This is a genomic window from Micromonospora sp. NPDC048930 (assembly GCF_043197935.1).
In the GTDB taxonomy this organism is placed as follows: domain Bacteria; phylum Actinomycetota; class Actinomycetes; order Mycobacteriales; family Micromonosporaceae; genus Micromonospora.
On the sequence record NZ_JBICUB010000002.1, the window covers coordinates 295051 to 318411 of the forward strand.

At 74.3% G+C, this 23361-nt stretch carries 23 protein-coding genes; 13 read left to right on the plus strand and 10 right to left on the minus strand.

Annotated elements, in window-relative coordinates; all coding sequences use genetic code 11:
* Positions 1–129 precede the first annotated feature (129 nt).
* Entirely contained in the window at positions 130–816 is a 687-nt protein-coding gene (locus ACGFI9_RS06720) for a TetR family transcriptional regulator (RefSeq protein WP_393176638.1), read from the plus strand.
* Between the two features lie 12 nt (positions 817–828).
* Here ACGFI9_RS06720 and ACGFI9_RS06725 read toward each other — a convergent pair whose 3' ends face one another.
* The 6 genes from ACGFI9_RS06725 to ACGFI9_RS06750 all read right to left on the minus strand — a co-directional run bounded on the left by ACGFI9_RS06725 (position 829) and on the right by ACGFI9_RS06750 (position 6808).
* Positions 829–1299: a DUF4383 domain-containing protein gene (locus ACGFI9_RS06725; RefSeq protein WP_393175751.1), complete on the minus strand. Its 471-nt coding sequence runs from the start codon at positions 1297–1299 to the stop codon at positions 829–831.
* A 115-nt stretch (positions 1300–1414) separates the two neighbouring features.
* Positions 1415–1870 carry a DUF4383 domain-containing protein gene (locus ACGFI9_RS06730; protein ID WP_393175753.1) on the minus strand — a complete coding sequence of 152 codons (456 nt, stop codon included), beginning with the start codon at positions 1868–1870 and terminating at the stop codon, positions 1415–1417.
* A gap of 94 nt (positions 1871–1964) precedes the next feature.
* Entirely contained in the window at positions 1965–3764 is a 1800-nt protein-coding gene (locus ACGFI9_RS06735; RefSeq protein ID WP_393175755.1) for an ABC-F family ATP-binding cassette domain-containing protein, read from the minus strand.
* 226 nt (positions 3765–3990) lie between these two features.
* Complete coding sequence (locus ACGFI9_RS06740) at positions 3991–4944, minus strand: 4-(cytidine 5'-diphospho)-2-C-methyl-D-erythritol kinase (RefSeq protein WP_393175757.1); 954 nt, start codon at positions 4942–4944, stop codon at positions 3991–3993.
* A gap of 84 nt (positions 4945–5028) precedes the next feature.
* Positions 5029–5898, minus strand: coding sequence for a 16S rRNA (adenine(1518)-N(6)/adenine(1519)-N(6))-dimethyltransferase RsmA (gene rsmA, locus ACGFI9_RS06745; protein ID WP_393175759.1), 870 nt, complete (start codon positions 5896–5898; stop codon positions 5029–5031).
* 13 nt (positions 5899–5911) lie between these two features.
* On the minus strand, positions 5912–6808 hold the full coding sequence (locus ACGFI9_RS06750; protein WP_393175761.1) for a TatD family hydrolase: 897 nt from the start codon (positions 6806–6808) through the stop codon (positions 5912–5914).
* 82 nt (positions 6809–6890) lie between these two features.
* Between ACGFI9_RS06750 and ACGFI9_RS06755 the strand changes: the two genes are divergently transcribed.
* Together ACGFI9_RS06755 and ACGFI9_RS06760 are read left to right on the plus strand one after the other, a co-directional pair.
* Entirely contained in the window at positions 6891–8129 is a 1239-nt protein-coding gene (locus ACGFI9_RS06755) for a hypothetical protein (RefSeq protein ID WP_393175763.1), read from the plus strand.
* Between the two features lie 58 nt (positions 8130–8187).
* Positions 8188–9039: an alpha/beta fold hydrolase gene (locus ACGFI9_RS06760; RefSeq protein WP_393175765.1), complete on the plus strand. Its 852-nt coding sequence runs from the start codon at positions 8188–8190 to the stop codon at positions 9037–9039.
* 58 nt (positions 9040–9097) lie between these two features.
* On the opposite strand, the gene metG is transcribed toward ACGFI9_RS06760, so the two are convergent.
* Positions 9098–10900, minus strand: coding sequence for a methionine--tRNA ligase (gene metG / locus ACGFI9_RS06765; protein WP_393175767.1), 1803 nt, complete (start codon positions 10898–10900; stop codon positions 9098–9100).
* A gap of 138 nt (positions 10901–11038) precedes the next feature.
* On the opposite strand from metG, the gene ACGFI9_RS06770 reads away from it, so the two are divergent.
* Positions 11039–11917: a hypothetical protein gene (locus ACGFI9_RS06770; protein ID WP_393175769.1), complete on the plus strand. Its 879-nt coding sequence runs from the start codon at positions 11039–11041 to the stop codon at positions 11915–11917.
* Between the two features lie 28 nt (positions 11918–11945).
* On the opposite strand, the gene rsmI is transcribed toward ACGFI9_RS06770, so the two are convergent.
* Positions 11946–12785, minus strand: a complete 840-nt coding sequence (rsmI, locus tag ACGFI9_RS06775; RefSeq protein WP_393176640.1) for a 16S rRNA (cytidine(1402)-2'-O)-methyltransferase — start codon at positions 12783–12785, stop codon at positions 11946–11948.
* 92 nt (positions 12786–12877) lie between these two features.
* Between rsmI and ACGFI9_RS06780 the strand changes: the two genes are divergently transcribed.
* The 3 genes from ACGFI9_RS06780 to ACGFI9_RS06790 all read left to right on the plus strand — a co-directional run bounded on the left by ACGFI9_RS06780 (position 12878) and on the right by ACGFI9_RS06790 (position 17062).
* Complete coding sequence (locus tag ACGFI9_RS06780) at positions 12878–14587, plus strand: dolichyl-phosphate-mannose--protein mannosyltransferase (protein ID WP_393175771.1); 1710 nt, start codon at positions 12878–12880, stop codon at positions 14585–14587.
* A gap of 421 nt (positions 14588–15008) precedes the next feature.
* A complete protein-coding gene (locus tag ACGFI9_RS06785; protein WP_393175773.1) occupies positions 15009–16286 on the plus strand; it encodes a VWA domain-containing protein in 1278 nt (425 codons plus the stop codon).
* Positions 16287–16288: 2 nt separating this feature from the next.
* A complete protein-coding gene (locus ACGFI9_RS06790; protein ID WP_393175775.1) occupies positions 16289–17062 on the plus strand; it encodes a peptidase in 774 nt (257 codons plus the stop codon).
* Positions 17063–17110: 48 nt separating this feature from the next.
* Here the strand turns inward: ACGFI9_RS06790 and ACGFI9_RS06795 are convergent, their stop codons facing one another.
* The gene (locus ACGFI9_RS06795; protein WP_393175777.1) at positions 17111–17380 is read right to left on the minus strand and encodes a hypothetical protein; all 270 of its coding nucleotides are present in this window, start codon (positions 17378–17380) and stop codon (positions 17111–17113) included.
* Positions 17381–17476: 96 nt separating this feature from the next.
* Here ACGFI9_RS06795 and ACGFI9_RS06800 point away from each other — a divergent pair, with 96 nt between their 5' ends.
* From ACGFI9_RS06800 to ACGFI9_RS06815, 4 genes are all read left to right on the plus strand, one after another.
* The gene (locus tag ACGFI9_RS06800; RefSeq protein WP_393175779.1) at positions 17477–18133 is read left to right on the plus strand and encodes a 4'-phosphopantetheinyl transferase; all 657 of its coding nucleotides are present in this window, start codon (positions 17477–17479) and stop codon (positions 18131–18133) included.
* Positions 18134–18208: 75 nt separating this feature from the next.
* Positions 18209–19300 carry a hypothetical protein gene (locus ACGFI9_RS06805; protein WP_393175781.1) on the plus strand — a complete coding sequence of 364 codons (1092 nt, stop codon included), beginning with the start codon at positions 18209–18211 and terminating at the stop codon, positions 19298–19300.
* A gap of 140 nt (positions 19301–19440) precedes the next feature.
* Entirely contained in the window at positions 19441–19986 is a 546-nt protein-coding gene (locus ACGFI9_RS06810) for an RNA polymerase sigma factor (RefSeq protein WP_393175783.1), read from the plus strand.
* A complete protein-coding gene (locus tag ACGFI9_RS06815) occupies positions 19983–21047 on the plus strand; it encodes a CU044_5270 family protein (protein ID WP_393175785.1) in 1065 nt (354 codons plus the stop codon). The genes ACGFI9_RS06810 and ACGFI9_RS06815 overlap by 4 nt, the downstream gene beginning before the upstream one ends.
* Before the next feature lie 115 nt (positions 21048–21162).
* Here ACGFI9_RS06815 and ACGFI9_RS06820 read toward each other — a convergent pair whose 3' ends face one another.
* Positions 21163–22035 (minus strand): dihydrodipicolinate synthase family protein, encoded by an 873-nt coding sequence (locus tag ACGFI9_RS06820; protein WP_393175787.1) that lies wholly within the window; start codon positions 22033–22035, stop codon positions 21163–21165.
* A gap of 71 nt (positions 22036–22106) precedes the next feature.
* On the opposite strand from ACGFI9_RS06820, the gene ACGFI9_RS06825 reads away from it, so the two are divergent.
* Positions 22107–22988, plus strand: a complete 882-nt coding sequence (locus ACGFI9_RS06825; protein WP_393175788.1) for a LysR family transcriptional regulator — start codon at positions 22107–22109, stop codon at positions 22986–22988.
* A 132-nt stretch (positions 22989–23120) separates the two neighbouring features.
* Entirely contained in the window at positions 23121–23315 is a 195-nt protein-coding gene (locus ACGFI9_RS06830) for a general stress protein CsbD (protein ID WP_393175790.1), read from the plus strand.
* The last annotated feature ends 46 nt before the right edge of the window (positions 23316–23361 follow it).

The following is a 23361-nucleotide window of genomic DNA, read 5'->3' on the forward strand; positions in this document are numbered from 1 at the left end:
GCCGCCGGCCTGGCAGGATGGCCGGATGACCGAGCTCCAGTGCAGCCGCCGGGCCCGGCCGCAGGACGGCGCGGCCAGATGAGCCAGATCCCACGGCAGGGCGTCACCGAGCGCCGGCGAGGTGACGAGATGACCGAGGTTCCCGGCAACGACGGCGGCAGCGCCCGGCGGCGGGCCGTCCCGGCGGCGAAGCCCTCTTCCCGGGTACGGATGTCCGCGACGCAGCGGCGCGAGCAGTTGATTTCGATCGCCCGGCAGATCTTCGCCGAGCGCGGGTTCGACGCCACCTCGATCGAGGAGGTGGCCGCCCGGGCGAAGGTGTCCAAGCCCGTGGTGTACGAGCACTTCGGTGGCAAGGAGGGGCTCTACGCGGTGGTGGTGGACCGGGAGGTCCGCTCGCTGCTGGAGCGGATCACCACGGCGTTGACCGCGGGGCATCCCCGGGAGCTGCTGGAGCAGGCGGCGTTGACGCTGTTGACGTACATCGAGGAGGAGACCAGCGGGTTCCGGGTGCTGGTCCGGGAGTCGCCGCTGATGTCGGCGACGGGCAACTTCAGCAGCGTGATGAACGACGTGGCGCACCAGGTGGAGCACATCCTGGGGGCGGAGTTCTCCAGCCGGGGGTACGACCCGAAGCTGGCGGAGCTGTACTCGCAGGCACTGGTGGGCATGGTGGCGTTGACCGGGCGCTGGTGGCTGGAGGTGCGTAAGCCGCGCAAGGAGACTGTGGCGGCGCACCTGGTGAACCTGGCCTGGAACGGCCTGTCGCACCTGGAGGCGAAGCCGGGGCTGATCACGGTCCGCAAGCCGGGGTGACCCGGCGGCGGGTCAGCGGGCCTCGGCGACGGGGTGGTTGCGGCGGCGCCGTTCCTCTTCGGCGTGCTCGGGCGGCCCGACCTTGTCGTAGAGGCCGGTGCCGAGCAGGATCAGCCCGAACAGCATCGACACGACGACCGTCGACATCGAGAAGTTGAGGAAGTTCGCCGGGGTCTGCAGCACGGCCATCATCAGGATGCTGGTGAGCAGGAAGACCGCCCCGGCGGTCAGGTTCATGTAGTGCCCCAGGTTGGTGCGGCGGGACGCTCCGATCAGCAGGAACGCGCCGAACACCACGGAGACGAGCGAGAACGCCAGGTTGGTGCGGAGGCCGAGGGCCCAGTTGCCGTCCCGGCTGAAGAGCCCGTCGCCCCAGGTCAGGAACGTTCCGTACACGCCGAAGATCAGAATGTAGAGCCCGATCAACCCGGAGAGGACGCGGTAGATCGGCCGCGCGGGATGGTTCACCGGGATGTGTGCCATGGGGACCCCTCCAGCCGAATGACCGATTCGGGTCGATTGTCACCCGCGGCACGCCGTCCCGTCCCCGGAAAACGCCGAAGGCCCGGCATCCGCCGGGCCTTCGGGTGGTTGCTGGTCAGAGCACGAGGCGCGCCTTCTGCCAGGCCTCGTGCTCGTCGTCGGTGCCGACCTTGCCGTACATGCCGGCCATCAGGAGCACCAGGGCGAGCACCAGGACCACGATGTCGGTCATGATCGAGAAGTTGAAGATGTTGGCGTCGGTCTGCAGGAACGCCAGCTCGGCCAGGCCGAGGGCCATCAGGGCGTAGGCCAGCCACTGGTTGATCAGCACGTCGAGGTTGCGGCCGATCACGATGCCGAGCAGGATCACCGCCCCGAGCACGACGGAGAGCAGCGAGTAGCCGAGGTTGGTGCCCTGGCCGAGGACCTTGGTGTCGTCCTGGGCGAGCACGTCGTTGCCGGCGCTCGCGATGATGCCGAGCACGCCGAAGACGACGAAGTACAGACCAACCAGCCCCCCGATAGCCCGGTAGATCGGCCGCGCGGGGTGGTTGACAGGGGTGTGGGACATCTCTGCGTCTCCAAGACCGATGGGATGAGGGGTCGGGAGCGATTGTCCCGTACGGCGAGCTGTGACGCCGCACACCCCCCACCTCGTGTCCCGGTCAGCCGGCCGGCAGCTCCTCGGCGAGGGTCAGCCAGGCCTCCTCGGTGCGTTCCCGCTCGGCCCGCAGTTCCTTCAGTTGGGCGTCCAGCTCGGCGACCTTTGCGTAGTCGGTGGCGTGCGCGGCGAGCTGTTCGTGGAGGGTGGCCTCCTTCTGCTCCAGCTTCGCGATCTGCCGTTCCAGCCGGCCGAGCTCCTTCCGCGCGGTGCGTACCTCGGCGGCGGACATGCCCTCGCGGTCCGGCGCGGCCGCGGCCGGGGTGAGGTCGGCGGGCGCCGGGCCCCGGCCGGCGGCGGCGCGGGCGAGGTACTCGTCGACGCCGCCGGGCAGGTGCACCAGCCGCCCGTCGCCGAACATCCCGTACGCGATGTCGGTGACCCGCTCGATCAGGTAGCGGTCGTGGCTGGCCACGACGATGGTGCCGGGCCAGGAGTCGAGCAGGTCCTCCAGCGCGGCGAGGGTGTCGGTGTCCAGGTCGTTGGTGGGCTCGTCGAGGAGGAGCACGTTGGGCTCGCCGGCGAGCAGCCGGAGCAGCTGGAGCCGGCGGCGTTCACCGCCGGAGAGGTCGCTGACCGGGGTCCAGAGCCGCCGGTCGTCGAAGCCGAAGATCTCGGCGAGCTGGGCGGCGCTGATCTCCCGGTCGCCGAACTGGACGCGCCGGGCCACCTCCTCGACGGCTTCGAGGACGCGCAGGTGGCCGGGGAGTTCGGCGAGTTCCTGGGAGAGGAACGCGGGCCGGACGGTCTGCCCGGCGGTGAAGCGCCCGCCGTCGGGGCGGGTCACCGCGGCGAGCATGCGCAGCAGGGTGGTCTTGCCGGCGCCGTTGCGGCCGAGGATGGCGACCCGGTCGCCGGGACCGACCTGCCAGGTGACCTCGCGCAGGATCTCCTTCGGGCCGGCGTGCAGGGTGACCTGCTCCAGGTCGTACACCTGCTTGCCGAGCCGGGCGGTGGCGAGCCGTTGCAGCGACATGGTGTCGCGCGGCGGCGGGACGTCGGCGATGAGCGCGTTGGCGGCCTCGATGCGGAACTTCGGCTTGGAGGTACGCGCGGGCGCGCCCCGGCGCAGCCAGGCGATCTCCTTGCGGAGCAGGTTCTGCCGGCGGGCCTCGGTGGCGGCGGCGACCCGCTGCCGCTCGACCCGGGCGAGGGTCCACGCGGCGAAGCCGCCCTCGTACGCCCGGACGGTCTGGTCGGCGACCTCCCAGGTGGTGGTGCAGACCGCGTCGAGGAACCACCGGTCGTGGGTGACCACGACGAGCGCGCCCTTGCGGGTGACCAGGTGCTTGGCCAGCCAGTCGACGCCGCCGACGTCCAGGTGGTTGGTGGGCTCGTCGAGGATGAGCAGGTCGGCGTCGCGGACCAGCAGCGCGGCGAGGGCGACCCGGCGGCGCTCGCCGCCGGACATCGGCCCGACCGGCGCCTCCAGGCCGAGGTGCGGCATGCCGAGGCCGTCGAGGATGGCGCGGACGCCCGCGTCGCCGGCCCACTCGTGCTCGGCGCCCATGCTCTCGCCGAGCCAGGCGGTGCCGAGGACGACGTCCCGGACGGTGGCCTCGGGGGCCAGGTCGAGGGTCTGCGGGAGCCAGGCGACCCGCAGGTCGCGGCGGTGGGTGACCCGGCCGTCGTCCGGTTCCTCGATGCGGGTGAGCAGCCGCAGCAGGGTGGACTTGCCGGCCCCGTTGAGCCCGACCACGCCGACCCGGTCGGCGTCGTCGAGGCCGAGCGAGACGTCGGTGAGCAGCGGCCCGGCGGCGCCGTACCCCTTGGACACCCGGTCCAGGTTGACGATGTTGGCCACTTCCCCACCTTTCATGATCAAGGCGTCCCGGTGCCGGCCGGCACCTCAGGACGCCCACTCCAAGGGTACGCGGACCGACCGGCCCCCCGCGCCGCCCGGGACGCTCCGGTCCACGGCGGCGACCTTGCCGCGCTCTCAGGTTGCGGAAAACCGCGGTATGCCGGCGTGCGGACAACCCGGTTCGGCGAAGACCGAGTCGATCACGCGGGTCGGGCCGGCAGGCGGGTCAGACGATGCGGGCGCCGGCGACCGGGCCGTGGGCGACCCGGGCCTCCCGGCACACCCCGGCGGCCTCCAGTTCGGCGGCGATCTGCCCGGCGTGTGCCTCGTCGGTGGCCAGGAACACGCAGGTCGGGCCGGAGCCGGAGACGATGCCGGCGAGCGCGCCGGCCGTCTCCCCCGCCTTGAGCGTCTCGGCCAGCGCGGGGCGCATGGTCAGCGCGGCGTCCTGGAGGTCGTTGCCGAGGGCGGCGGCGAGCACCCGCGGGTCGCGCTGGCGCAGCGCGGCGAGGAGCGCGTCGGTGCTGCCCAGCGGCGCGCCCGCGGCGCCGGCGTCGCGGAGCCGGTCCAGCTCCCGGTACGCGGCCGGCGTGGACAGGCCGCCGTGGGCGACGGCCACCACCCAGTGCCAGGAGGTGGGGCGGGCCAGCACCGGGCTGACCGCCTCGCCCCGGCCGGTGCCGAGCGCGGTGCCGCCGTGGATCAGGAACGGCACGTCGGAGCCGAGATCGGCGGCGATGCCGGCCAGCTCGTCCCGGGACAGGCCGGTGCCCCAGAGCGCGTCGCAGGCGACCAGGGCGGCGGCCGCGTCGGCGCTGCCCCCGGCCAGCCCGCCGGCCAGCGGGATCTGCTTGCGCAGGTGCAGCCGGGCGTGCGGCAGCACGCCCGCGTACCCGGCGAGGGCGTGGGCGGCCCGGATCACCAGGTTGGAGTCGTCCAGGGCCAGCTCGCCGGCGCCCTCGCCCTCCATGGTGAGGGTGAGCGTGTCGCCCCGGCGGGCGGTCAGCTCGTCGTAGATGGAGATCGCGTGGTAGACGGTGTTCAGCTCGTGGTAGCCGTCCCGGCGCAGCGGCCCCACCCCGAGGTGCAGGTTGACCTTGGCGGGCACCCGGACCTTCACCGGCCCGCTGGCCCCGCGCCGCTGCCCGTCCTCGTCGTCCGGTCGCCAGGCCTCGGTCACGGGGCGATGTCCCGCGGGCGCAGGCGAATGTCGAACGGCTTCTCCACGGTCAGCTCCTCGGCGGGATCGGCAGTGGCGCCCAGCCTACTGGGCGGCGGCGGGCACGGTCGGGGCCGACGCGGCGATCGCGGCGAACTGCTCCACGGTGAGTGACTCCCCCCGCGCGCCGGGGTCGACGCCGGCGGCGCTGAGCGCCGCGGCGGCCCGGTCGGCGCCGCCGGCCCAGCCGGCCAGGGCGGCGCGCAGGGTCTTGCGGCGCTGCGCGAACGCCGCGTCGACCACCGCGAAGACGGCCTGCCGGGGTACGTCGGCGCGGGGCGGCTCGCGCCGGGTGAAGGCGACCAGGCCGGAGTCGACGTTCGGCACCGGCCAGAAGACGTTCGGCGGGACCTTGCCGGCGGCGCGGGCCCGGGCGTACCAGGCGAGCTTGACCGACGGGACGCCGTACACCTTGGAGCCGGGACCGGCGACGAGCCGGTCGGCGACCTCCTTCTGCACCATCACCAGGCCGTGCCGCAGGGTGGGCAGCTCGGCGAGGAGGTGCAGCACCACCGGGACGGCGACGTTGTACGGCAGGTTCGCCACCAGCGCGGTGGGCGCCGGGTCGGCCAGTTCGGCGGCGGTGGTCCGCAGCGCGTCGCCGGGATGCACGGTGAGCCGGGCGGCGTCCGGGCCGGCGAACCGGGCGGCGGTCTCCGGCAGCGCGGCGGCCAGCGCCGGGTCCAGCTCCACGGCGTGCACGTGCGCGGCGACCGGGAGCAGGGCCAGGGTGAGCGAGCCGAGCCCGGGGCCGACCTCCAGCGCCACGTCGTCGGGGGCCAGCCCGGCGGTGGTGACGATCCGGCGGACGGTGTTCGGGTCGTGCACGAAGTTCTGGCCGAGCTTCTTGGTCGGCGTCACGCCGAGCCGGGCGGCGAGCTCCCGGATCTCCGCCGGGCCGAGCAGACCGGTCACGCCGGGCATCCTCTCACCACGGGCCGAAGGCGCGGTCGCCGGTCGCGGAGATGGCGGCGCAGAGCTCGTCGAGGTCGGTCCCGGTGGTCTCGGCCAGGAACCGCACGGTCAGTGGGACCAGGTACGACGCGTTGGGCCGGCCGCGGTGCGGCATCGGGGTCAGGTACGGGGCGTCGGTCTCCACCAGCATCTGGTCGACCGGGGTGACGGTGGCGGCCTCGCGGAGCGCCGCGGCGCTGCCGAAGGTGACCGTGCCGGCGAAGCTGAGCAGGTAGCCCCGCCGGACGCACTCGCGGGCGAAGTCGGCGTCGCCGGAGAAGCAGTGCAGCACCACGGTGTCGGGGGCGCCCTCGTCGTCGAGGACGCGCAGCACGTCGGCGTGCGCGTCCCGGTCGTGGATGACCAGCGCCTTGCCGTACCGCTTGGCGATGGCGATGTGCGCGCGGAAGCTCTCCTCCTGCGCGGCCCGCCCCTCGTCGCCGGTGCGGAAGAAGTCCATCCCGGTCTCGCCGATGCCGCGGACCCGGTCGCGGGCGGCGAGCGCCTCGATCTCGCGTAGCGCCTCGTCGAGGTCGGCCAGGCGGGGCGCCTCGTTCGGGTGCAGGGCCACGGTGGCCAGCACCGCGCCGTACCGCTCGGCGACGTCGGCGCTCCAGCGCGACGACTCGACGTCCACGCCGACCTGGACCAGCCGGTCCACGCCGACGCCGGCGGCCACCGCGATGGCCGCGCCGACCGGGTCGTCGGCCGGCCCGCCGGGGACGCCGGCCTCGCTGACGGTGATGTCCAGGTGGGTGTGGCTGTCCAGCACGGGTACGGGCAGCGCCTCCGGGGCGGGCGGGAACTCCCCGGCCCGGCGGGCGGCCCGCTGCTTGCGGGTTTCGGTCTGCTCGGTCATCGCGACCAGCATCACACACCGCCGACCAGCCCCGTCCCCGGACCGATATCACCTGTTCACCTGCGTAACATCTGCCACGCCTACGTTCCGGAACGTGACCGTCACACCTGAGGCCAGCGGGGCCGCCCCTGAGCGGACCGGGTTGCACGTGACGTACGAGGGCCGGGTCCATCCGGCGGAGATGCTGGCCCGCGGGGCGGCGTACGAGTTGTTCAGCCCCGACGAGCTGCCCGGGTTCGAGTTCGCGCCCCGGCCCGGGGTGGCCCACCCGTGGCGGAAGTTCGTCCACGTCACCGAGGTCAGCGCGGTGCACGGGGCGGTCGAGCCGACCGAGGAGGCGGACCCGCCGCTGCTGATGCCGGTGCACCGGGAGCACGGCTGGGCGCACCTGCACCAGCTCAGCCAGCAGCCGGGCGCGGCGGGCGACCCGACGCTCGCCGCGGTGCGCGCCTCGGCCGTGATCCGTCCCGGGACCCGCATGGTGAAGGTGCTCTCCGCCCGGCAGCTCGCCGGCCACGTCCGGGGGTGGCTGCCGCACGGCTTCTGCTACCGGGAGCACGACGTGGCGCACCTGCGTACGCCGTCGGGGATGGCGGTGCTGCGCGGCGACGGCGAGGGCGGCGACGTGGCGTACGCGCTGCGCTGGCGGGCCGCCGACCCGGCCGACTACGACGCCCCGGTCGGTCCGGCGTACCAGGGGCTGACCGTGCTGCCGCCCCGGGACCGGCTCGGGCCGCCGGTGCTGGGCACCGGGTTCGTGCCGAGCAACGGCCAGCTCATCCCGGAGTTCGTCACCCGGGACTTCGCCGACCTGCCGATGCCGGCGAACGCCACCCTGCTCGCCTACCCGGCCGAGGGGGTGGAGGTGGTGCTCTACACGTACCAGGCGGAGCAGCGGGGCTGGCTGCGGATGGTCGGCCCGCAGTGGCGGCACCTGCTGGCCGCGGTGCCCGGCCTCTCCCCCGACCAGGAGTACGTGCCGACCGGTGACGCGCCCCGCTCCACCCAGCTCGTCGGCGCGTACGGCGGCGGCGAGTACGAGGCGGTGGCCGACCTGCCGGGCGGGTTCCGGGTGCTGGCGATGACCCGGGCGGCCCGGTACCCGGTGGAGTCGGCGGCCCGGCGGGTGCGGTTCGCGGCCTGGCGTGGGGTGCCCTGCCTGGTGCTGCGGGAGGAGTCCGGCTGGCTGCGGCTGCGGTTGCGCCGGCCGGATCCGGACGCCGTCGTGGCCACCGGGGCGCAGTGCCACGAGCGGGGCGTCTACGAGGCCTGGGCGCCCGGTTCCGAGGTGACCGACGACCATGTGGTGGATCTGCGGTATCCGACGGCATAACCGGCGTCGGCACGGGAATCCGCCCGGGTCCGCGATCGAACCCGTTCAGGAGACCCAGATGCCCTTCATCACCGTCGGTACGGAGAACTCCGCCCCCATCGACCTGTACTACGAGGATCACGGCTCCGGCCAGCCGATCGTGCTGATCCACGGTTTCCCGTTCAACGGGGCGACCTGGGAGAAGGTCAGCATTCCGCTGCTCAACGCCGGATACCGGACGATCACCTACGACCGGCGTGGTTTCGGCGCCTCCGCCCAGCCGACAATGGGGTACGACTACGACACGTTCGCGGCCGACCTGGACGTGCTGATGACCGAACTGGACCTGCGCAACGCGATCCTGATCGGGCACTCGATGGGCACCGGTGAGATCACCCGCTACCTGGGCGCGTACGGGTCGGACCGGGTGGACCGGGCGGTGCTGATGGCGCCGTTGGCGCCGTACCTGCTGAAGACGCAGGACGATCCGGAGGGGGTCGAGAAGAGCCTCTTCGACGGGTTCCAGCAGGCCATCATCCAGGACCGGTTCGCCTTCCTGACCCAGTTCTGCGACGCGTTCTTCAACGAGAGCGAGAACAAGGGCAAGTGGGTGAGCGACGAGGCGTACCGGGCGCACTGGGAGATCGGCGCCCGGGCGTCCGCGAAGGGCACCTACGACTCCGTGACCGCCTGGCAGACCGACTTCCGGCGCGACCTGCCGAACATCAACGTCCCGGTGTTGATCATCCAGGGCGACAAGGACAACGTGCTGCCGTACCCGGCCACGGGTCAACGGTTGCAGACCATGCTCTCCGACTGCCGGTTGGTGACCCTGAAGGGGGCGCCGCACGGCATCCCGTGGACCCATCCGACCGAGGTGAACCAGGCGGTCATGGAGTTCATCGGCGCACCGTCGATGGCCCGCGCCTGACCGCCGGACGCGACGCGGCCCCCGGGGAAGTCCCCGGGGGCCGCGGCGTGCGTCGGGCTCAGCCGGCCAGCCGCGCCAGCTCCTCGTCGACGATCGACGGGTCGAGCTTGCGGAACACCGGCTTCGGCGCCGCGAGCGGCCGGCCCACCTCCAGCGGTACGGACTCCCAGCGCGCGCCGACGGTGTAGTCGCCGGTCAACACCGGGTACGCCGGCCCGCCGTCGAGGTCCTCGACCTCCTCGATCACCGGCATCGGCGCGTGCACGCCGGTGCCGCCGAGCAGCTCGTGGATCTTCTGGGCGGAGTGCGGCAGGAACGGGGTGAGCAGCGTGTTGGCGTCGCTGACCACCTGGAGGGCGACGTGCAGGATGGTGCCCATCCGCGGCTTGTCGGCCTCGCCCTTGAGCTTCCAGGGCGCCTGCTCCGACAGGTACTTGTTGGCCTCGGCGACGACCCGCATCGCCTCGCTGATGGCCTGCTTCTGCCGGTGCCGGGCGATCAGGTCGCCGACTCCCGCGAAGCCGGCCCGCGCGGTGGCCAGCAGCGCCTGGTCGGCCTCGGTGAGCCCGGCCGGGTCGACCGGCGGGATCGCGCCGAAGTTCTTCGCCGCCATGGAGATGGACCGGTTGACCAGGTTGCCCCAGCCGGCGACCAGCTCGTCGTTGTTGCGGCGGAGGAACTCGGCCCAGGTGAAGTCGGTGTCGTTGCTCTCCGGACCGGCGACCGCGATGAAGTAGCGCAGCGCGTCGGCGTCGTACCGCTCGAGGAAGTCCCGGACGTAGATGACCACCTTGCGGGAGGAGGAGAACTTCCGTCCCTCCATGGTCAGGTATTCGCTGGAGACGACCTCGGTGGGCAGGTTGAGCCGGCCCAGCTCGCCCGGCTCGCCGTCCCGGGAGCCCTCGCCGGAGTAGCCGCCGAGCAGCGCCGGCCAGATCACCGAGTGGAAGACGATGTTGTCCTTGCCCATGAAGTAGTAGCCGCGGGCGTCCTTGCCCTCGCCGTCGGCGGACCACCACTTGCGCCAGGCCTCGGGGTCACCGGTGCGGCGGGCCCACTCGATGGAGGCGGACAGGTAGCCGATGACCGCGTCGAACCAGACGTAGATCCGCTTGTCGGGCCGGTCGCGCCAGCCGTCCAGCGGGATCGGCACGCCCCACTCCAGGTCGCGGGTGATGGCCCGGGGCTGGAGGTCGTCGAGCAGGTTCCGGGAGAAGCGCAGCACGTTGGGACGCCAGCCCTCCCGGGTGTCCAGCCACTGCCGCAGCGCGTCGGCCAGGGCGGGCAGGTCCAGGAAGAAGTGCTCGGTCTCGACGAACTCCGGGGTCTCGCCGTTGATCTTCGACTTGGGGTTGATCAGATCGATCGGGTCGAGCTGGTTGCCGCAGTTGTCGCACTGGTCGCCGCGGGCGCTGTCGTACCCGCAGATCGGGCAGGTGCCCTCGATGTAGCGGTCGGGCAGGGTGCGCCCGGTGGACGGGGAGATCGCCCCGGTGGTGACCTTGGGGACGATGTAGCCGTTGCGGTAGAGCCCCTGGAACAGCTCCTGCACCACCGCGTAGTGGTTGCGGGTGGTGGTCCGGGTGAACAGGTCGTACGACAGCCCGAGCGCGCGCAGGTCCTCGGCGATCACCCGGTTGTACCGGTCGGCCAGCTCGCGCGGGGTGACCCCCTCGGCGTCGGCCTGCACCTGGATCGGGGTGCCGTGCTCGTCGGTGCCCGAGACCATGAGCACGTCGTGGCCGGCCATCCGCATGTACCGGGCGAAGACGTCGGAGGGAACGCCGAATCCGGATACGTGGCCGATGTGGCGCGGGCCGTTGGCGTAGGGCCAGGCGACCGCGGCGAGAACGTGACTCATGAGCGTCAAGCCTAGTGATTGCCGTGCCGCACCCGCGAACCAATAGGGCGCGTCCCACCGTGGGGCCCCGCCGGCCCGTCCGATTTGTCGCCGACACGCGGTCTGAGCTGCCCGGCCCGCCCTGCGTACCGGTGTGAAATGAACGGCGTGACCAGCAGACGAGCGGCCCCGGGCCAGGACGGGCCCTCCGCCGCGGCGGCCGGCGGGGATGCCCGGCCGGCCCGCTCCGGCGTGGCGCGCGGCGGGCCGGTCGCCCCGCAGCCGCGGCTGGACCCGGCGGACCCGCCGGTCGAGGTGGAGCCGACCACCGGGGCGCCGGTGGACGCGGTGCCCCGCCGGGTGCCGGTGCGCCAGCCCCGCTGGCGGCGGCTGCCCGCCGGCGGTGCGCCGGCGGGGGACGGCGAGGTCTCCTGGGCGCCGATCGAGGAGGTGCACTGGGACGGCACGCCGCTGCGCGAGGAGCCCCGACGGGCGGACCGGCCGCCGGCCCCGGCCTCCCGGCGGGCCCGGACCCGGCGCGGCCACCCGCCGGACCCGCTGGCCGGACTGGCCGCGCTGGTGTCGTTGAGCCTGCTGGCGGCCTTCTTCGCCTGGGTCAGCGCGGGGCCGCTCTGGCTGGCGGCGGGGCATTCGACGGACGGGACCGCGGTGATCACGGACTGCTCGGGCGGCGGGCTGACCCAGCGCTGCCGGGGCATCTTCCGCGCCGACGCGGACCGCTTCGTCGCGCACGGCGTACGGGTGAGCGGGGTGCCGGCCGAGCGCACCGCCACCGGCACCGCGTTGCCGGCCCGGATGACCGGGCCGGACGGCGGCACCGCGTACGCGGACACCGGCATCGGTCGGCACCTGCGCTGGCTGCTCGGCCTGCTGCTGGTGGCCGCCTGCGCCACCGGGATCGCCCGGTGGACCGGCGCGACCCGGCTGCCGGACCCCCGGCACCGCCGCCTTGCGGTGGGAGCGGCGCTGGCCGGCCCGCTGCTGATCACCGCCGGGTTCCTCGCCGCCGCCTGGTGAGGCCACCGCGCCGCCGGGCGGCCGGCCGTCAGGCGTGCACGACCGTGTAGACCTCGCGGCGGCGCAGGCCGTACTCGGTGGCCACCTCGGTGATCGCGTCTCGCCGGGACAGCCCGGCCGCCTCCCGCGCGGCCACCGCGGCGCGCAGCGTGTCGTCGTCGGGCCGGGTCGCGGCGGCCGGCGGCGCGCCGGCCACGACCAGGGTGATCTCGCCCCGGGGCTCACCCTCGGCGGCCCACTCGGCCAGTTCGCCCAGCGACCGGCGGACCACCTCCTCGTACGTCTTGGTCAGCTCGCGGCAGAGCGCGGCCGGCCGGTCCGGGCCGAACTCGGCGGCCAGGTCGGCCAGCGCGCCGGCGATCCGGTGCGGCGCCTCGAACAGGACCAGCGTGCGTTCCTCGGCGGCGAGCGCGCGCAGCCGGGACCGGCGGGCGCCGGGCGTGCGGGGCAGGAAGCCCTCGAAGCAGAACCGGTCGGAGGGCAGCCCGGAGAGGGCCAGCGCGGTGGTCACCGCGCTCGGTCCGGGGGCCGCGGTGACCGGGAAGCCGGCGTCGATCGCGGCCCGGACCAGGCGGTAGCCGGGGTCGGAGACGCTGGGCATGCCACCGTCGGTGACCAGGGCGATCGTGTAGCCGGCGGCGAGCACGTCGACCAGTTCGGGGGTACGCCGTTCCTCGTTCCCCTCGAAGTAGGAGACGATCTTGCCGGGGACGGTGACGGCCAGGTCCCGGGCCAGCCGGGTGAGCCGCCGGGTGTCCTCGGCGGCGACCACGTCGGCGGTGGCGAGCACCTCGCGGAACCGGGTCGAGGCGTCGGCCGGGTTGCCCAGCGGGGCGCCGAGCAACACGAGGCGTCCCACCTCGGACATTTCACCCACGACGTGCGCTCCTTCATCGACGGTCGTACCAATCTCGGAGACGACGGGCGCCACCGGGCACCTTCGCAGCCTACGATCGCCGGGTGACGAGTGCGTCGACAGCACAGAGCGCGAGCGCGGGTCGGGCCGGATCGGACCGGACGACCGCCGGCCAGCCCACCGCCGACCAGGCCAGCGGGTCCGTGACGACCGGCGGGGGCGGGATCCCGGCCGTCGTCCGCCGGCGGCTCGCCACGGTCGACGCCCGCCTCGACGGGCACGCCTGGCTGGCCACCACGGTCGTCGTGGTGATCGCGGCGATCCTGCGCTTCGTCGGTCTCAGCGGGCCGAAGGGCAAGATCTTCGACGAGATCTACTACGCCCGGGACGCGTACGGGCTGATCGACCGGGGCGTCGAGTGGAACTACAAGGACGGCGGCCCGTCGTACGTGGTGCACCCGCCGCTGGGCAAGTGGCTCATCGGGCTCGGCGAGTGGGCCTTCGGCTACCAGGACGCGGAGTTGAAGATCTCCGTGCCGGGGCACCTGACCACCACCGCCCCGGAGTTCGGCTGGCGGTTCGCGGCGGCCGTCGCGGGCACCCTGTCGGTACTGATGCTGGTCCGGATCGCCCGGCGGATGTTCCGGTCCACCACGCTGGGCTGCGCGGCCGGCCTGCTGCTCGCCCTGGACGGCTTCCACCTGGTGCTCTCCCGCACCGCCCTGCTGGACATCTTCCTGCTCCTGTTCGTGCTGGCCGCGTTCGGTGCGCTGGTCCTCGACCGGGACGCCCGGCGCCGCCGCTGGTCGCGGGCGCTGGAGGCCGGGCTCGACCCGTCGGTGCCGGGGCGGGCGGGCCGGCCGCCGTCGACCTGGCGGGACTGGCCGTGGTGGCGGCTGGCCGCCGGGGTGCTGCTCGGCTGCGCCTGCGCGGTGAAGTGGAGCGGACTGTACTTCGTCCCGGCCTTCGCGCTGCTGGTGATCTTCTGGGAGGTCGGCGTCCGCCGGTCCGCCGGGGTACGCCACCCGTGGCGGGACGCCCTGCTGGACGAGCTGCCGTGGCTGTTCCTGGCCGGCGTGCTGATGGTCGGGACGTATGTCGCCACCTGGTCGGGCTGGCTGCTCAGTGACGACGGCTACTACCGCCTGGCCAGCCGCTACCCGAACACCCCGGGGCTGAGCGACACCCCGGTCATCGGCGCGCTGATCAACCTGTGGGAATACCACAAGGCCGCGTACGGCTTCCACACCCAGCTCGACGACCCGCACAAGTACCAGTCCTGGCCGTGGCAGTGGCTGCTGCTGGGCCGCCCGGTTGCCTTCTACTGGTCGGGGGACGGCAACTGCGGCGCGCCGAGCTGCGCCTCGGAGATCCTGCTGCTGGGCACCCCGCTGCTCTGGTGGTCGTTCCTGCCGGCGCTGGCCGCGACGGTCTGGCTCGGGCTGGCCCGGCGGGACTGGCGGGCCGGGGCGATCCTGCTCGGCGTGGCCGCCGGCCTGCTGCCCTGGTTCTGGTTCGCCCTCGACGGCCGGACGATGTTCTCCTTCTACGCCGCGCCGGCGGTGCCGTTCCTGGTGCTGGCGGTGGTCTACGTGCTCGGGGCGATCGTCACGCCCGGGCCGGTCACCGGCACGGCCGCGCCGCCGAGCCAGGAGGATGTCTCCGACCGGCGGCTGGTGGGCGGGATCATCGTCGGCGCGTACGTGCTGCTGGTCGCCCTCTGCTTCGCGTACTTCTACCCGATCTTCGTGGGCAGGTTGATGACGTACGCGGACTGGTCCGCCCGGATGTGGCTGGACGGTCGCTGGATCTAGGGCGCGGAGCGTACGTCGCGGCCCGGTGGCACGCCCACCGGGCCGCGTTTTTCGCTTGCGCCGGCCGAGGGGGACGCCCCGATCGGGTCGGGGCACGAAAAAGCGCGCCCCGATCGCCTGCCACGGGGGAAGCGGGCGATTGGGGCGCGCAAGAAGAGCTTAACCACACTCCCGCACTCGCACAACGGGTCATCCCGGGTCAGATTTCCGACGACTGCGCCACTCCACAAAAGGTTTACATCCGGCATATGACTGTGGGTCATCCCGCGGGAACCTTACGGGATCCTTACCGCTCCACGCCGCTCCGCCGACACCTGGCGCCGGCCCCGGTCACGCCGCCGGACAGGGTCACCGTCCTGGCAGGACGGCCACCACCCCACCCCGATGATCTTCCAAAGTGGATCTCACTACACTTCGCCCGGTGATCAACAAGAGACGATCGACGGCCGTCCTCCTCGGACTGCTGGCGACGACCGCGCTGATCGGTCCCACCCCCGCCCGGGCCGACGGCGAGACCGCCGAACCGCCCGCCGAACCGCCCAAGGTGGAACTCGTCCTCGACGTGAGCGGCTCGATGCGGGCCCGGGACATCGACGGGCGCAGCCGGATCTCCGTCGCCCAGCAGGCGTTCAACGAGGTCGTGGACGCGCTGCCGGACGGGACCCAGCTCGGCATCCGGGTGCTCGGCGCCACCTACCGGGGCAAGGACAAGAAGCAGGGCTGCCTGGACACCCAGCAGATCGTGCCGGTCGGCCCGGTGGACCGGACGCAGGCCAAGGCCGCGGTCGCCACGCTGCGGCCGACCGGATTCACCCCGGTCGGGCTGGCGCTGCGCTCGGCGGCGCAGGACCTCGGCACCGGCAGCACCGCCCGCCGGATCGTGCTGATCACCGACGGCGAGGACACCTGCGCCCCGCCCGACCCCTGCGAGGTGGCCCGGGAACTGGCCGCCCAGGGCACCAGGCTGGTCGTCGACACCCTCGGCCTCGCCCCCGACGAGAAGGTACGCCGGCAGCTGCTCTGCATCGCCGGGGCGACCGGCGGCACGTACACGGCGGCCCAGAGCGCCGACGAGCTGACCGGCCGGATCAAGCAGCTGGTCGACCGGGCCCGGGACACCTACACCGCCACCCCGACCGTGGTCGGCGGTTCCGCCCGGTGCGGCGACGCGCCCCTGCTCGGCCCCGGCGTCTACACCGACCGGGAGGCGTTCTCCGAGCACCGCTGGTACCGGGTGCCGGTCCGGCCCGGCCAGGAGCTGCGCGCCTCGGTCAGCATCGCGCTGGACCGGCCGGTCAACCCCGACTACGGGGTGCTGCTGCGGGCCACCGCGCCGGACGGGCGGGAGCTCGTCCGGGGCGTCGACGCCGGCAGCGGGCGTACCGACGTGATCTCCGCCGGCCTGCGCTGGTCGGCCACCGGGGACGCCCCCGATCCCGCCCCCAGCGGCACGGTGACCTCGCAGACCGTGTGCCTGGTGGTCAGCAACGCCTTCGCGCCCCGGCCCGGCACCGAGGCCAGGCCCGGCATGCCGGTGGAGCTGACCGTCGACGTGGTCGCCGCGTCCCCCGCCCCGGACGGGCCGGACCTCGGCCGCGGCTGGGCGCTGCTGCTCCTGCTCACCCTGGCCGGGCTGGTCACCGGGCTGATCGCCGGGCTGCTCACCCGCTGGTGGGTCGCCACCTGGAGGGAGAACTGAGGATGCGTACGCTGATCCGCTCCGCGGCGGCGCTAGCCGCCGCCGGGCTGACCCTCGCACCGGGCGTGGCCACCGCGGCTCCCACCCCGTCGCCGGGCGCGGCCACGGTGACCAAGGCCGGCACCTCGTTCCTGACCGCCACCGCCATCACCGCCGGTCAGCCGGTCCAGGTGGGCGCGTCGACGGGTGACCACCTCTACTGGTCGTTCCAGGCCGAGGCCGGCCAGGTCCACGAGATCGCCGCGACCGTCTCCTTCCCGAAGGGCCGCACCGGCTCGTCCACCTGGACCGTGGACGTCTTCGACGGGCTGCGTCGCCGGCAGGCGTGCACCGCCGGGGCGCAGACCCCCACCGCCGCCGCGTCGGCGACCAGCGTCACCCTCGGCTGCACCCTCCGCCGCGTACGCCCCTGGGCCGAGCCGTGGTCGGGCGACCCGCTGCCCGGCACCTACTACGTCCGGCTCTCCGTGACCGACCTGCCCGAGCCGGACCTGGGCCTGCCGATCGACGTGGACCTGCTGGTCAGCGCCGACGGCGAGGGCGGGACGTCGGGCGACGACGGCCGGCTCGCGGCGCCGCTGGTGCCGAACACCCGGGCCGGGACGCTGCTCACCGCCGAGCCGACGCCGGAGCCGGTGACCGAGCCGGAGAGCAGCCTCACCGGCTGGCTCCCGGAGCCCGGCTCGCGCTGGGTCTGGACCAGCGTGGGCGGGGTGCTCGCCGCCGTGGCCGGCGTGGTCGGCTTCGCCCTCACCCGGCGGCCCCGCCGCCCCTGACCCGCAGCCGGTGGCCGCCGAACCCGAGCGCGGCGGCCACCGGCGGCGTCAGGCGGTACGCGGGCTCCGCGGCACCCAGCCGATGAACCGGTCCTGGAGCGAGGCGGTCGGGGCGGAGCGCAGGTCCTGACTGGCCGCGGCCAGGCAGGAGCCGAGGTAGACGCTCAGCGAGGCCCGGTCCGCCTGGTACTCGGCCAGCAGCCGGCCGCGCTTCGTGTCACAGGGCCAGTCGTGGCCGCACGAGCCGCAGGTCCAGTCCGGGGTGACCGGAGAGTGCTCGTCCGGCGCCTGTCCCGACGCCGCCGCACCACGCGTCATCGCACTCCCCCTCGTATGTGGACACACCAAGCCCCGTGTCCCCCCTACAGCGCGCCGCGACTCTGCGGTGTTACATCACTGCGCTACGTTCTCCTCGTGCGTGACCTCCTGCCGCCGACGGTCGCGGTGGCGGTGGCCGGTCCCGCCGACTGGGCCGGCGAGTTGCTCCCCGCCGAGCTGGCCTGCCTGGCCGACCGCGCGGTGGCGGGCCGGCGCCGGGACTTCACCGCCGGCCGGATGTGCGCCCGCCGGGCCCTGGCCGGGCTCGGGCTGCCACCCACGCCGGTCCCCTCGGCGCCCGACCGGTCCCCGGTCTGGCCGGCGGGGGTGGTCGGCACCATCACCCACACCCGGGACTACTGCGCGGCGGCCGTCGCCCGCGCCGCCGAGCTGCGCTCGGTCGGCATGGACGCCGAGCGCCACCGGGAGCTCACCCCGGGGGTACGCCGGAAGGTGTGCCTGCCCGAGGAGGAGGCGGAGCTGGTCCGCCTGCCCGCCGGCGCACCCTGGCCGACCGTGCTGTTCAGCGTCAAGGAGACCGTCTACAAGGTCTGGTGGCCGGTCGTCGGCACGTGGCTGGACTTCCACGACGCCCGGGTGACCCTCGACCCGGAGGCGGGCACGTTCACCGCCCGGATCGCTCCCGCCCGGCTCGACGCGGCACCCGTGTCCGATCGTCCGGCATCGATCACCGGCCGGTTCGCCGTCGACGCCGATCTGGTACGCACCGCCGCCGTTCTGGTATCGGGGTGAGGGCCACGCGGCCGGCTTGCCGGCGACTTGTACCGTCGTTCCGACTGAAGATCTTCGAAGGCGCCAAGGAGAACGGTGAGTAACCCTCAGCCTCCGTTCGGATCGCAGGACCCGAACCAGCAGCCCCCGGAACCGCCGACGCAGCCGTTCCCCACCGCGCCGATGCCGCCGGTGCCCGGCAACCCGTACGCGCCGCCGCCGGCCGATCCGTACGCGCCGCCGCCGACCTCGGGCGCACCGTACCCGCCGCAGCCGCCGACGCCGGGCGACCCGTTCGCGCCGCTGCCGCCGACCTCGGGCGCGCCGTACCCGCCGCAGCCGCCGACCTCCGGCACGCCGTACCCGCCGCCGGCCGCCCCGGGCGGGGGGTACCCGCCGCAGCCGCCGACCTCCGGCACGCCGTACCCGCCGCCGGTCGCCCCAGGCGGGGGGTACCCGCCGCAGCCGCCGACCTCGGGTGCCCCGTACCCGCCCGCCGGGCAGTTCCCGCCGGCCCCGGGTGGGGCGTACCCGCCCGCGCCGGGCCAGCCGTTCGCCGCGCCGCCGACCAAGAAGTCCAACAAGGGGCTCTGGATCGGCCTCGGCGTCGGCGCGCTGGTCCTGCTGCTGCTCTGCTGCGGCGGCGGCATCTTCGCCATCTACAGCGGAGGCAAGAAGGCGGAGGAGGCGATCGCGAGCCTGCCCACCTCGGCCCCGACCGTCGACCCGTTCGACACCCCCAGCCCCGCCGAGTCGGGCTCGACCCCGGACGCCCGTCCGACCGACGGCGAGACCTTCAACATGGCGCCGGGCGACACGCTGATCATCAACGACGACGACGGGACCATCGAGATCACGCTCAGCAACTTCCGCACCAAGAAGGACTCCTGCCAGGAGTTCATGCCGGGGCCGAAGAAGGGCATGTTCCTGATCGCCGACGTGACCGCCGAGGTCACCAAGGGCACCGGCTCGGTCAACCCGTTCTACTTCCGCTGGAAGGGCGCGGACGGCAGCGAGGAGAGCGGCATCTCCGGGGCCTTCTCCGGCTGCGGCAAGCTGCTCAACTCTGGCAACGACCTGCCGGTCGGCACCAAGCGGACCGGCCAGCTCGTCCTCGACGTGAAGGACAAGAACGGCGTGGTGGAGTACCAGCACAACTTCCGGCCCGCCGGCTCCTGGAAGCCCTGAGCCGAGACGCCCCACGACGGGGGCCGGTCCCACCCGGGACCGGCCCCCGTCCGCGTTCTCCGGGATCCGTCGGTAAGAACCGGGCCGGTACCCGCATTACCTGGTGACGGCACACCTCCGGCGACAGGGAGCAGCAGCCAGTGGATGCAGCAGAAGCAGGGGCCCGGTTCACCGAGCTGTACGAGGCACACCACGCCCCGGTGTACGCGTACGCGGTGAGCCGGGCGGGCCGGCAGCTCGCCGACGACATCGTCAGCGAGACCTTCCTCGTCGCCTGGCGGCGGCTCGCCGAGGTCCCGGCGACGCCCCTGCCGTGGCTGCTCGGGGTGGCCCGCAACGTGGTCCGCGAGCGCTACCGCGACGAGGTACGCCAGGCGTCGCTGGCGGCGGAGATGCGGGCCTGGGTCGACGAGGCGGGCGGTGACGTGGCCGACGGGGTGACCGAGCGGGCCGCCGTCCTCGGGGCCCTGGCCCAGCTCGGCGACGCCGACCGGGAGCTGCTGACCCTGGTGGCCTGGCAGGGGTTGTCGCACCGGGCCGCCGCCCGGGTCGTCGGCTGCTCGGTCGCCACCTTCGCGGTCCGGCTGCACCGGGCCCGCCGCCGCCTGGAACAGGCCGCCTCCGCCGCCGACGAGGTCGTCCGTCGGGTCCCGTCCGCGTTCAGTGTGAAGGAGTTCAGCCGATGAGTCGGCGTCGAGATGTGCTGCAACTGCTGTCCGAGTCCCGCCCCGCGCGGCTCGACCCGGGTGACGCCCGGTTCGACCCGGCGGCCGTCACCGCGTACCCCCGGCCGGAGCCCGACCGGCGCGCGGTCCGGCCGGTCGCGCGGCGCCGGCTGGTGCTGACCGCCGGCCTGGTGCCGGCGCTGGCGGCGGGGGCGCTCGCGGTGGTCGTGGCGGTCCGCCCGGGCGCCACCCCCAGCCCGGCCGCGAAGGCGCCGGTGCCGGCCCCGGCCACCGCGCCGGCCACGGCCCGACAGCTCCTGCTGGCCGCCGCCGAGACGGTGGCCGGCACCGAGGCGGGTACCGGCCGGTACTGGAAGACCGTCGTGGAGGATGGCGAGGTCCGCCAGGTCGGCCCGACCGGCGGCCGGTACGACATCCTCGTGCGAATGCGGGTCGAGACCTGGTACGCGACCGACCCGGCGGACCGGACCTGGGTGTTCTTCCAGCCCCTCGGGGCCCGGCCGGTCGACGCCGCGGACGAGGCGGCCTGGCGGCGGGCCGGCTCCCCCAGCCGGTGGGGGCAGTTCTCCGCCGCGCCGGGATCCCGTCGGCTGCGCACCCCCAACGGCCTCGATCCGGCCCGGAACTATCTGCTCGGCGGGATGTCCGTCACCGGCGCGGAACTCGCCGCGCTACCCACCGACCCGGCCGCACTGCGGGCGGCGTTGCTCAGCCGGTACGAGGGCGGCGAGAGCAACACCGAGTACCTGTACTGGAGCGGGAACCAGCTGGTGCTTCAGCTGCCGGCCTCCCCGCAGGTCCGGGCGGCGGCCTATCGGATGCTCGCCGGCCTGGACGGGGTGACCGAGCTGGGCCCGGTGACCGACCCGCACGGCCGCCCCGGCATGGCGGTGGCCTACACCCGGCGCGGCGACGGTGGCCTGGGACAGACCCGGCTGATCGTCGACCCGCGCACCGGGATGGCGCTGGCCGAGGAGTCCTGGGACGCCGACACGGGGCGGCTGCTCGGCTACCAGGCCGTGGTCGACGCGAGCTGGACGGACACCCAGCCGACGGCGTGACCTCCACGGAGGCCGTCCCCGCCGAGGGACGGCCTCCGTGCCGTCAACCGGAGCGGGACAGGGACCGCCAGGCCGCGAAGAGCCAGGCCGGGTCCTCGCCGTCCACGTCGGTCGGTCAGACCGGGACCGCCGCCAACTCGTCCGCGTACCGGAGGGCCCGCGCCGTGGCCGCCGGGCTGGCGGGCAGCAGGGGCGGGCGGACCGCCGGCGTCGGAATCCGGCCCCGGGCGTGCAGCACCGCCTTGATCACCGCGGGGTTGGGCTCGGCGAACAGCGCCCGGGAGAGGGTGGCGAGCCGGTGGCCGAGCGGCCGGGCGCGGGCGACGTCCCCGGCCCGCCAGGCCGTGACCAGCGCGGCGAAGTCGGCCGTGGCGACGTGCGCCGAGGCCAGGACGCCGCCGTGCCCGCCGAGGGCGAGCAGCGGCGAGACGTACGCGTCGTCGCCGCCGAGCACGGCGAAACCCGGGGGTACGTCGGCCAGGAAGGCGACGGTGTCCGCGTCGATCCCGCCCACCGCGTGCTTGATCCCGACCACCCCCGGCAGCCCGGCCAGCCGGCGCAGCGCCCCCGCCGAGAGCTCCTGCCCGGTCCGGTAGGGCACGTGGTAGACGACCAGCGGCACCGGCGACGCGTCGGCGAGCCGGGCGAAGTGGGCCAGCACGGCCTCCTCGCCGGGCCGCAGGAACGGCGGTACCAGGCAGAGCGCCGCCGTGACGTCGCCGGCCAGCGCGCGCAGCGCCTCGGCGGTGTGCGCGCCGACCAGGAGCGGGGCGCGGCGATCCCGGCAGACCCCGGTGAGCACGTCGACCACCGCACGCCGCTCCGCGTCGGCGAGCGCGTGCGGCTCGGCGGTGGTGCCCAGGGCCACCAGGCCGGCGGCCCCGGCGTCCAGCACCTCGTGGGCGAGAGCCGCGAGGGCGTCGCGGGCGAGGTCGCCCCGCTCGTCGAAGGGCGTGATCAGCGGTACGTACAACCCGTGCAGCGTCATGCCTCCAGCCTGCGCCGGGCAACCCTGAAGAACCAGTTCCGATTGCTCAACGGATGCGTAAGCTGGGCTTCATGCTCGACGTCCGCCGCCTGCGACTGCTGCGGGACCTGGCCCGGCTGGGCACCATCGCCGCCGTCGCCGAGGCGCACACCTACACGCCGTCCGCCGTCTCCCAGCAACTGGCCGCCCTGCAACGGGAGGCGGGGGTCGCGCTCCTGGAACGGGCCGGCCGCCGGGTGGCCCTCACCCCCACCGGGGAGGCGCTGGTCCGGCACACCGAGGTCGTCCTCGCCGCGCTGGAGGCCGCCGACGCCACCCTCGCCGCCGCCCGGGGCGGGCTCTCCGGCACGGTACGCATCGGGGCGTATCCGAGCGCGGTACGTACCCTGCTGCCGCCGGCCCTGGTCGCGCTGGCCCGCGACCACCCCGCGCTGGACCTGATGGTCACCGAACTGGACCCGGTCGACGTGCCGGACGCCCTGCGCGACCGCCGCCTGGACGTGGCCCTCGCCCACGACTACGACGTCGTCCCCACCTCCCCCGATCCGGCGCTCGACTCGACGCCGCTGCTGGAGGAGACCGTCCACCTGGCCGTACCGTCCACCCTGGAGGCGCGGACGCTGGCCGACGTGCGGGACGCGGACTGGATCCTCGGCAGCCCCGGCACCCTCTGCCACGCGGTGGCGTTGCACGCCTGCCAGCTCGCCGGCTACCCACCGACCGTCCGGCACCACGCCGACGACTTCACCGCGATGCTCGCCCTGGTGGCCGCCGGCCAGGGGGTCGCCCTGGTCCCGGACCTCGCCGTCGGCCAGCCACCCGACGGGGTCCGTCTCGTCCCGCTCGACCTGCGGCGGCGCACCCGGATCGCGTACCGGAAGGGGGCGGGCGACCACCCGGCGGTGGCCGCCTGCGTCGCGGCGCTGCGGGCCGCCGTCCGCGATCGCGCCTGACGCCCGCCCCCGTGAGGTGGCGGCCCGCCCCACCGCGCCGGGCCTTCGCCGTCGGCGGGTTTCCGGGCGCTGTCGGCGGGGACGCGGGTCAGGAGTGGTATCCCGTTTCGCCCACGACGGCAGGGAGGCGACATGAGCTCCATCGAGCGGTCGAAGGACAACCTCGAGCAGGTGGCCGGGCCGGCCCGGGCGCGGATGGGCGACATGACCCGGGCCGAACGGGCCGAAGCGGATCAGGTGATACGACAGGACGAGATCCGGGGCAGACAGCCCGGTGAACACGTTCAGAAGGAGCCCCGGGACACTCGGGACGACTTCAGCACCTGATCCGTGCGCTGCCGACCCGGCCAGGTCGACCCATCCAGGTCCTGGC

Excerpts from the sequence above, each read along its gene's own strand:
- ACGFI9_RS06830 (WP_393175790.1), top strand. The coding sequence starts at position 23,121 with ATGAGCTCCATCGAGCGGTCGAAGGACAACCTCGAGCAGGTGGCCGGG.
- ACGFI9_RS06825 (WP_393175788.1), top strand. The coding sequence starts at position 22,107 with ATGCTCGACGTCCGCCGCCTGCGACTGCTGCGGGACCTGGCCCGGCTG.
- ACGFI9_RS06725 (WP_393175751.1), bottom strand. The coding sequence starts at position 1,299 with ATGGCACACATCCCGGTGAACCATCCCGCGCGGCCGATCTACCGCGTC.
- ACGFI9_RS06730 (WP_393175753.1), bottom strand. The coding sequence starts at position 1,870 with ATGTCCCACACCCCTGTCAACCACCCCGCGCGGCCGATCTACCGGGCT.
- ACGFI9_RS06790 (WP_393175775.1), top strand. The coding sequence starts at position 16,289 with ATGCGTACGCTGATCCGCTCCGCGGCGGCGCTAGCCGCCGCCGGGCTG.
- metG (WP_393175767.1), bottom strand. The coding sequence starts at position 10,900 with ATGAGTCACGTTCTCGCCGCGGTCGCCTGGCCCTACGCCAACGGCCCG.
- rsmI (WP_393176640.1), bottom strand. The coding sequence starts at position 12,785 with ATGTCCGAGGTGGGACGCCTCGTGTTGCTCGGCGCCCCGCTGGGCAAC.
- ACGFI9_RS06770 (WP_393175769.1), top strand. The coding sequence starts at position 11,039 with ATGAACGGCGTGACCAGCAGACGAGCGGCCCCGGGCCAGGACGGGCCC.
- ACGFI9_RS06820 (WP_393175787.1), bottom strand. The coding sequence starts at position 22,035 with ATGACGCTGCACGGGTTGTACGTACCGCTGATCACGCCCTTCGACGAG.
- ACGFI9_RS06760 (WP_393175765.1), top strand. The coding sequence starts at position 8,188 with ATGCCCTTCATCACCGTCGGTACGGAGAACTCCGCCCCCATCGACCTG.
- ACGFI9_RS06750 (WP_393175761.1), bottom strand. The coding sequence starts at position 6,808 with ATGCTGGTCGCGATGACCGAGCAGACCGAAACCCGCAAGCAGCGGGCC.
- ACGFI9_RS06815 (WP_393175785.1), top strand. The coding sequence starts at position 19,983 with ATGAGTCGGCGTCGAGATGTGCTGCAACTGCTGTCCGAGTCCCGCCCC.
- ACGFI9_RS06795 (WP_393175777.1), bottom strand. The coding sequence starts at position 17,380 with ATGACGCGTGGTGCGGCGGCGTCGGGACAGGCGCCGGACGAGCACTCT.
- ACGFI9_RS06720 (WP_393176638.1), top strand. The coding sequence starts at position 130 with ATGACCGAGGTTCCCGGCAACGACGGCGGCAGCGCCCGGCGGCGGGCC.